A 7,151-nucleotide genomic window follows, 5' to 3' on the forward strand; every position below is an offset into this window, starting at 1 on the left:
CGGGCAGCGGCAGGGAGTTCAGGCCATGGAACGCACACCCCGTCGCCGCCACCGCCACGCAACAACCCATGGCGAACACCCGCCGGGCGATCATTGCTGCGGCCCTTCGTTTGGCAACAGCATGCCGGACACGCCCGGGGCCGGTGGTGGCGGTGGCATGGGCGTGGACGGCGGGGGCGGCAACGGCATCGCCGCACCGGGAATGGGTGCGGGCGGCACCGCCCCCGGCGGCCCCACCGGGTCGCCGGGCAGTCCGGTGTAGGCCGACACGGCGGGCGGGATTTCGGGCGCGGACGGCTTCGGGCCTTCGCCGCCGGGCGCCAACCGCGGTTCGGTGTAGAGGATCTTCGATGGGTCCATCGACTTCTGCAGGAAGATGTTGAGCGGCAGGGGCGAGTTGTTGAAGTTGAGCAGCCGCAGCCCCGGACCGATGAACAGCGAGCACAGCTTGCCCGATTCAACGGCGGTGACGTTCCCGACGGCGCCGATCTGGGTGCAGCCGGGCACGGCCAGCAGAAGTTGGCCTCCCCAAGTGGGATTCGACGCGTTCATCAGGCCGAACCCGCCCACGATGGTTCCCGTGTCGGCGTTGTAGTCGTTGAAGAAGTTCCCGAGCGCGTTGGGCGCGGCGTGCAGGATGTTCTCCAGCGCCATGTGGTGGTCGACCAGGTTCTGCGTGACGTTGGCCAGCCGGCCGATCTGCTCGCTGGTCTGGTTGCGGGTGCCGGCGATGAAGCGCTGCACCTCACCGACCGCCGTCGACAAATCGGTCAGCGCCGCGTCCAGGTCGGACTTGCTGTCGTTCACCACGCTGGTGAGTGTGGCCAGGCGCTCGTTGAAGTGGACGATCTGGACGTTGCTGTCGCGCAGCGCTGCGACGAAGGTCTGCAGGTTCTTGATGATGTCGACGATATTGCCGCTGCCGTTGGCGAGAATCCGTGCGACGCCGGACAGTTGACCGAGCGTCTGGCGCAGCTTCTCGCCGTTACCGTCGAGCGCGTCTGCGGCGCTGTCGATGAAGTGGCCCACGGAGGTGCCCGACACCCCGCTCTTGGGCCCCAGATCCGTTGCCAGCCGCATCAATTGGGCTTTGACCTCGTCCCACTCGACCGGCACCGCGGTGCGCTCGACTCCGATAACCGCGCCGTCGCGCATCACCGGGCCGCTGTCGCGGTAGGCCGGCGCGAGTTGGACGTAGCGCGAAGCCACCAGGTTAGGCGCGACGATGACCGCCTTGGCGTCCGCCGGAATGGGCACGTCGCGGTCGATCTGCAGCGTCATCTGGGTCCGAGTGCCTTGCGGCTGGATCGATTTGATGCTGCCGACCTTGACCCCCGAGACCCGGACCTCGTCGTGGGGATAGATCGCGGTCGCGGTGGTGAAGTAGGCGGTGATGGTGCGCGGGCCGAAGAACGTGTTGCGAACGACCACGGCGGCGCCGGCCACCAGCAGTCCGACCAGAACCACCGCCGCGACCGCCGTCAGCCGGCCCCGCGGAATACGCGCGATCATTGCGACCCTCCGACCCTGCCGCCCAGCGTGCAGCCCGGGCAGAGCGGAATGCCGTTGTACGGCCAGGGAATCAGCGACCGGGGCAGCGGCGACGGGGTGCCGGGGCCGCGGGCGGTATCGAAGTTCCGGAATCCCCAGAGGTAGTCGATGACCGGCTGAAAGAGCTGCGGGATGAGCAGGTTCGGGACGAACGCCGAGTAGGCATACATGCTCGAGATGCCCTCACCCACCGTGATCTGGAACTTGGCGAGCCCCGGCAGCGCCTTGCCGATGTTGTCGCGGTTTTTCTCCAGCACCGCGGTCACCCTGTTCAGCCGCTCCAGCGTGGGCGCCAGTGTGCTTTCGTTGTCGTGCACCAACCCCGTCAGCTGTTTGGCCACCGCCGACGTGTTGGCCAGCAGGTCCACGATCTCCTGTCGCCGCGCCACCAGGACCTGCAGCAGAGAGTCGGAGTTGAGGATCAGCTTGTTGACCTGCTGGCTGCGTTCGGAGAGGATTCCGGTGACATCCCCGGCGCTCTTGAACAGCTCACTCAGATTCTTGTTGCGGCTGTTGAGGGTTCGCGACAGCCGGGTCAGCGCGTCGAAGGCCGGCCCCATCTGGGGCGCGATCCGGTCCAGCGTCGCCGAGACCGTGTCCAACGACTGGTTCAGCGCCTCGGTGTTGGTTCCCGCGGTGTCGCTCGTCAGATCGGACACCGCCTCGGTCAGCGAGTAGGGCGACGACGTCCGCGACACCGGGATGAGCGCCATCGGATGCAGCGTGCCGCTGCCGGCGGACTCCACCGTCAACGTCCGCTCACCCAGCAGCGTCCCGGTGCGGATGTGCGCCGACGTCTCGGACCCGAGCAGGATGTTGCCCTTCATCGCGAAGGTCACCAGCGCGTCACCGTGACTGAGCTTGACGTCCGATACCGAGCCGACCTTGATCCCCGACACGGTGACCGGATTTCCGGTCGCCAAGCCCCCGGCCTCCGTGAACAGCGCCTGATATCTGACCATCGTCGCCCACGTGATGAACCGGTCGGGCGACAGGCCGACCAGGATGACCAGCACCGCCAGGACCACGCCGATCAGTCCGGGCTTGACGAGGTGAGCTCCCCGATACTTGAGCATTACGGTTCCGTGCACCTTCCCGCGTCGGACCGGAAGAGGTTGGCCCTCACGGTCTTACCCGCAAGGTCCGTGCCGCGGATCGAGAGCTGGCACAGGTAATACGGGATGGTGGCGCCGTTGACGCCGAGCCGCACCAGCTTGCGATAGTTCTTCGGCGCCTTGCCGATCGCGGTGTCGAGGCGGTCCCTGTCGTTGTCGAGTATCGGCGCCAGCCGATTCAACTGGGCCACCGTGCCCGCCAGCGGCGGACGCGCGTTGGCCAACAGATCCGCGAGCGAGGCGGTCCCCTTGTCCAGCGCGTCGATGGCGGTCCCGATGGTGTCGCGGTCGTCCGAGAGTCCGCTGACCAGCTGCTCGAGGCGATCGATGGCGCCGGAGAACTGCTTGCCGTCCTTGGCCACCGTACCGATGACGACGTTGAGGTTGTCGATCAGCTGCTGCACCGTTTGGTCGTTGTCCGCCAGCGCATTCGAGAACGACGTCGTCTTGGCGAACAGCGAGTCGAGGGTTCCGCCCTGCCCCTGGAAGACCTGCAACAGCCCCGAGGTCAGCGCGTTGACGTCGCGCGCGTTCAGGCCCTGCGTGACGGGTTTCAGCCCGCCGAGCAGCAGGTCGAGGTCCAGCGCCGGCGCGGTCCGGTTGACCGGAATCTGGCCGCCGTCCGGCAGCTGCTTGGTCGATCCGGGACCGTCGACGAGCTCGAGGTAGCGGTCACCCACCAGGTTGAGGTAGCGGACCGCCGCCCGGGTGCCTTCGGTGAGGACGACGTTGCGGTCGGCGTCGAACTTGACCACGACCTTCTTGTCCGGCTGCAGGGCAACGCTGTCGACCGTGCCCACGCGGATCCCGGCGACCCGCACCGACTGCCCCGGCTTGAGACGCGACACGTCGGTGAACACCGCCGAGTATCCGGTCGTGGAGCCGGTCCGGTACTGGCCGAAGATGAAGAACAGGAAGGCGGTCAGCAGCGCCATCACGACCGCGAAGATCGTGAACTTGACCAGCGTAGCGCGCGTTCTCATCCGGGTTGGCCAATCTGTGCGGGGTTGCGCGGCGGCCCGGCGATCGGCCCGTACAGCAGCTGCTTGAGCAGATCGGAGTTGATCAGCAGCTGCGGGTTGCCGTACCCCACCGGGTCGGCGCCGATGTCGGTGATCAATTGCGGCGGGTTGGTGTTGAACGGCAGCTTCGGCAGGCCCACGCAGCGCGGGCCGCCGGTCGCCGCCACCTTGGGCAGGTTCGTCGGGTACCGGTACCGTTCGGCGCCCCACACGAGGCTCGCCGAGATGTTGATGCTCGGTTCGGACAGCGGTGCGCCGTGCGAAATCTGCACCAGGCCACCGAAACTGCAATTGAGCGCCTCGTGGTACTCGTTGAGCAGATCGGTGGTCGGCGCCAGCAGGTGCAACACGTTCGTGAGCGGCTCCCGGTTGGTCGACAACACGTCGTTGCCGATGTCCGCCAAGCCGATGGCGCTGATGAGCAACGCGTCCAGGTTGTGCTGCTCGTCGACGAGCGTCTTGCTGATCCGGGTCGCGTTCGAGGCCGTCTTCATCAGATCCGGAGCCGCGTCGGCGTAGGCGTTGGACACCGCCGGCAGCACCGAGAAATCGTGGCGGAAGGCGGGCAGGCTCGGCTCGAGCCGGGCGAGGAACGAATCCAGGTCGCTCAGCGACTGACCCAGCTGCGGACCGCGCCCGCTGAACGCCTGCGCCAGCGCGCCCAACGACTCGTTGAGCTTCGGCGGATCGATGTGGGAAAGCACCGAAACCAATTGCTGGAACACGGTATTGATTTCGACCATGACGTGCTTGCCCTGCAGGGTCTGGCCACCGTGTAAGCGCTGGGCCGCGGGCGAAGCCGGCTCGACCAGCAGGACCGATTTCGCGCCGAAGACCGTCGAGGACGCGATGTTGACGAGCACGTTGCTGGGAATGAAGTGCAGCTGCGACGGGTCCATCGCCAGGTGGATGGCCGCCTGGCCGTCGGGCAGCGGTTCGATCGAGGCGACCTTGCCCACCTGCACCCCGCGCATCTTGACCTTGGCGTCGGAATTCATCACCAGGCCGGCGCGTTCGGAGATCACGGTCACCGGCACCGTCGAGGTGAACGAGCCCTGGAACAGGCCCACCGCCACGGCGAACACCAGGCAGATGATGACCACGGTGGCCAGCCCGAGCAGGGGCGGCAGGTAGTTGCGGCCGACCGCCGGGCGGGCGTGGCCGGCGCGCGGGTGTCGCCCGCCAACCGCACCGCGCCCCGCCGGCACATTCTGCGTCACTGTCGCATCACCTCCTCTGCCTAACCGGACAGGTTGAAATTGCCGTTGGAACCGTAGATAGAAAGCGAGACCAGCAGCGTCACCGACACCACGACGATCAGCGAGGTGCGCACGGCGTTACCGGTCGCATTGCCGACACCGGCCGGCCCGCCCGACGCGAAATAGCCGTAATAGGTGTGGATCAGCAGGATGGTGAGCGCCATCAGGATCGCCTGCAGGAACGACCACAACAGGTCGATCGGGTTCAGGAACGTGTTGAAGTAGTGCTGGTACAGGCCCTGCGACTGGCCGAGCAGGAAGGTCGTGGTGAACTGACTGGCCAGGAAGGACAGGATCACGGCGATGCTGTAGAGCGGCGTGATGGCCAGCATGCCCGCCAAGATCCTGGTGCTCACCAGGTAGGCGACCGGCCGAATGGCCATGCTTTCCAACGCATCCACTTCCTCGTTGATCCGCATGGCGCCCAGCTGCGCGGTCACGCCAGCGCCGAAGGTCGCCGCCAGGCCGATCCCGGCGACCACCGGTGCCGCGATGCGCACGTTGATGAACGCCGCCAGGAAGCCCGTGAGCGCTTCGATGCCGATGTTGCCCAGCGACGTGTACCCCTGGATGGCCAGGGTGCCGCCGGCCGCGAGGGTCAGAAAGCCGACGATGACGACGGTGCCGCCGATCATCGCCAATGTGCCTGCGCCCATGCTGATCTCGGCGACCAACCTGATCACTTCGCGCGTGTAGTGGGTGGCCGCGAAGGGCACCCCGGCCAGGGCCTTGCCGTAGAACAGCGTGTGGTCGCCGATCCGGCCGAGCAAGGCCACCGGCCTCTCGAACTGACGGCTCAATCGTGGGTAAACGGCCCGCAGCGCCATGTCGTGCCTACTTCGCCGTCATCTTGATGCCGATCGCGGTGACGACCACGTTGACGACGAACAGGGACATGAAGGCGTAGACCACGGTCTCGTTGACCGCGTTCCCGACGGCCTTGGCGCCCCCGCCGCTGATCGACAGGCCGCGGTAACAGGCGACCAGGCCGGCGATGAGGCCGAACAGCGCCGCCTTGATGCACGAGATGATGACTTCAGGCACCCCGGTGAGCAAGGTGATGCCCGCCGCGAAGGCACCGGGGTTGACGTCTTGCACGAACACCGAAAAGACGTATCCGCCAAGGACACCGATGATCACGACGAGGCTGTTGAGCAGGAGGGCGACCAGGCCCGACGCCAGCATCCGCGGGGTGACCAGCCGTTGGATCGGGTTGATGCCCAGCACCTCCATGGCCTGGATCTCCTCGCGGATCGTTCGGGACCCGAGATCCGCGCACATGGCCGTGGCGCCGGCGCCCGCGACGATCAGGACCGTCACCAGGGGTCCGAGCTGGGTGACCGCGCCGAACGCGGCGCCCGCGCCGGACAGGTCCGCCGCCCCGAGCTCGCGCAGCAAGATGTTGAGCGTGAAGCTGACCAGGACGGTGAACGGGATCGCCACCAGCAACGTGGGAGCCAGCGACACCCGCGCGACGAACCAGGATTGCTCGAGGAACTCCCGCCACTGAAAGGGCCGGCGAAACAGGAACTTGACGGCGTCGGCCGACATCGCGAACAGTGCGCCGACGGCCTGCATGGGCCCCGACAGGTCCCATTTGAGCCGTAGCTGTGGCAGCCCAGCCGACCAGCGGTCGCCGCGCTTATCCGCCATCGTTCTCAGAACCTCCCCGTTTCGAGACCGATAGTCTTGTTGCTGCGCATCTCCTGCGGTACATTCCACTGCAAGCCGCGAAACCGACGCGAGTGAACCGTCCGCGAAAACCCAAGCGGGCAGCCATCTCCGGCGTCATGCCTCGGCTCGAGGACCGCTCCCAGCCTCACGCAGTGCCTCCGTTTCGTCGCGTGAGTCGGCGCTTCGCAACGAGGGGCTCCACGTCTTGAAGCGTCCGGCGATTATGACTCATGTCACGTCAGGCCCGTGCGAAAAACGCAGAACCGTTATCGGACAAGCAGTCAACGTCGTGTCCGGCCGCAGACCGGCACCTCCGTTGGTGGGCTGAAACATCGCTGAGGGCTCCGGAATCAGGTGACGGCGCCGGCCGTCTTGAGCTCGATGATGCGATCCCAGTCGAACCCGAGCTCCAGCAAGAGTTCGTCGGTCTGCTCGGCGAAGCCGGGCGCGGGTCCGGTCTGCGGCGCCGCGACGTCGAACTGGACCGGATTCGCGACCAATTCCAATTGCCCGGCCTGCACGATGTACTC

Annotated in this window: 6 protein-coding genes and 1 pseudogene; all 7 read right to left on the reverse strand. The window is 66.6% G+C overall.

Going from position 1 to position 7,151, the window contains the following annotated elements; genetic code table 11:
- Positions 1-90: 90 nt before the first annotated feature.
- Positions 91-1,512, reverse strand: coding sequence for an MCE family protein (locus A5714_RS08500; protein ID WP_068284523.1), 1,422 nt, complete (start codon positions 1,510-1,512; stop codon positions 91-93).
- Positions 1,509-2,627, reverse strand: a complete 1,119-nt coding sequence (locus tag A5714_RS08505) for an MCE family protein (protein ID WP_068284524.1) — start codon at positions 2,625-2,627, stop codon at positions 1,509-1,511. Before A5714_RS08505 ends, A5714_RS08500 begins: the two co-directional genes overlap by 4 nt.
- Positions 2,627-3,649, reverse strand: coding sequence for an MCE family protein (locus A5714_RS08510; RefSeq protein WP_068284526.1), 1,023 nt, complete (start codon positions 3,647-3,649; stop codon positions 2,627-2,629). The genes A5714_RS08505 and A5714_RS08510 overlap by 1 nt, the downstream gene beginning before the upstream one ends.
- Positions 3,646-4,908 (reverse strand): MCE family protein, encoded by a 1,263-nt coding sequence (locus A5714_RS08515; RefSeq protein WP_068284529.1) that lies wholly within the window; start codon positions 4,906-4,908, stop codon positions 3,646-3,648. Before A5714_RS08515 ends, A5714_RS08510 begins: the two co-directional genes overlap by 4 nt.
- A gap of 20 nt (positions 4,909-4,928) precedes the next feature.
- Positions 4,929-5,774, reverse strand: a complete 846-nt coding sequence (locus A5714_RS08520; protein WP_068073509.1) for an ABC transporter permease — start codon at positions 5,772-5,774, stop codon at positions 4,929-4,931.
- Positions 5,775-5,781: 7 nt separating this feature from the next.
- Positions 5,782-6,600, reverse strand: a complete 819-nt coding sequence (locus tag A5714_RS08525; RefSeq protein ID WP_068073511.1) for an ABC transporter permease — start codon at positions 6,598-6,600, stop codon at positions 5,782-5,784.
- Between the two features lie 371 nt (positions 6,601-6,971).
- A pseudogene (locus A5714_RS08530) lies at positions 6,972-7,151 on the reverse strand (CoA transferase); the annotation flags it as partial.

The sequence above is a fragment of the Mycobacterium sp. E2462 genome (genome assembly GCF_001672685.1).
Lineage (GTDB): Bacteria > Actinomycetota > Actinomycetes > Mycobacteriales > Mycobacteriaceae > Mycobacterium.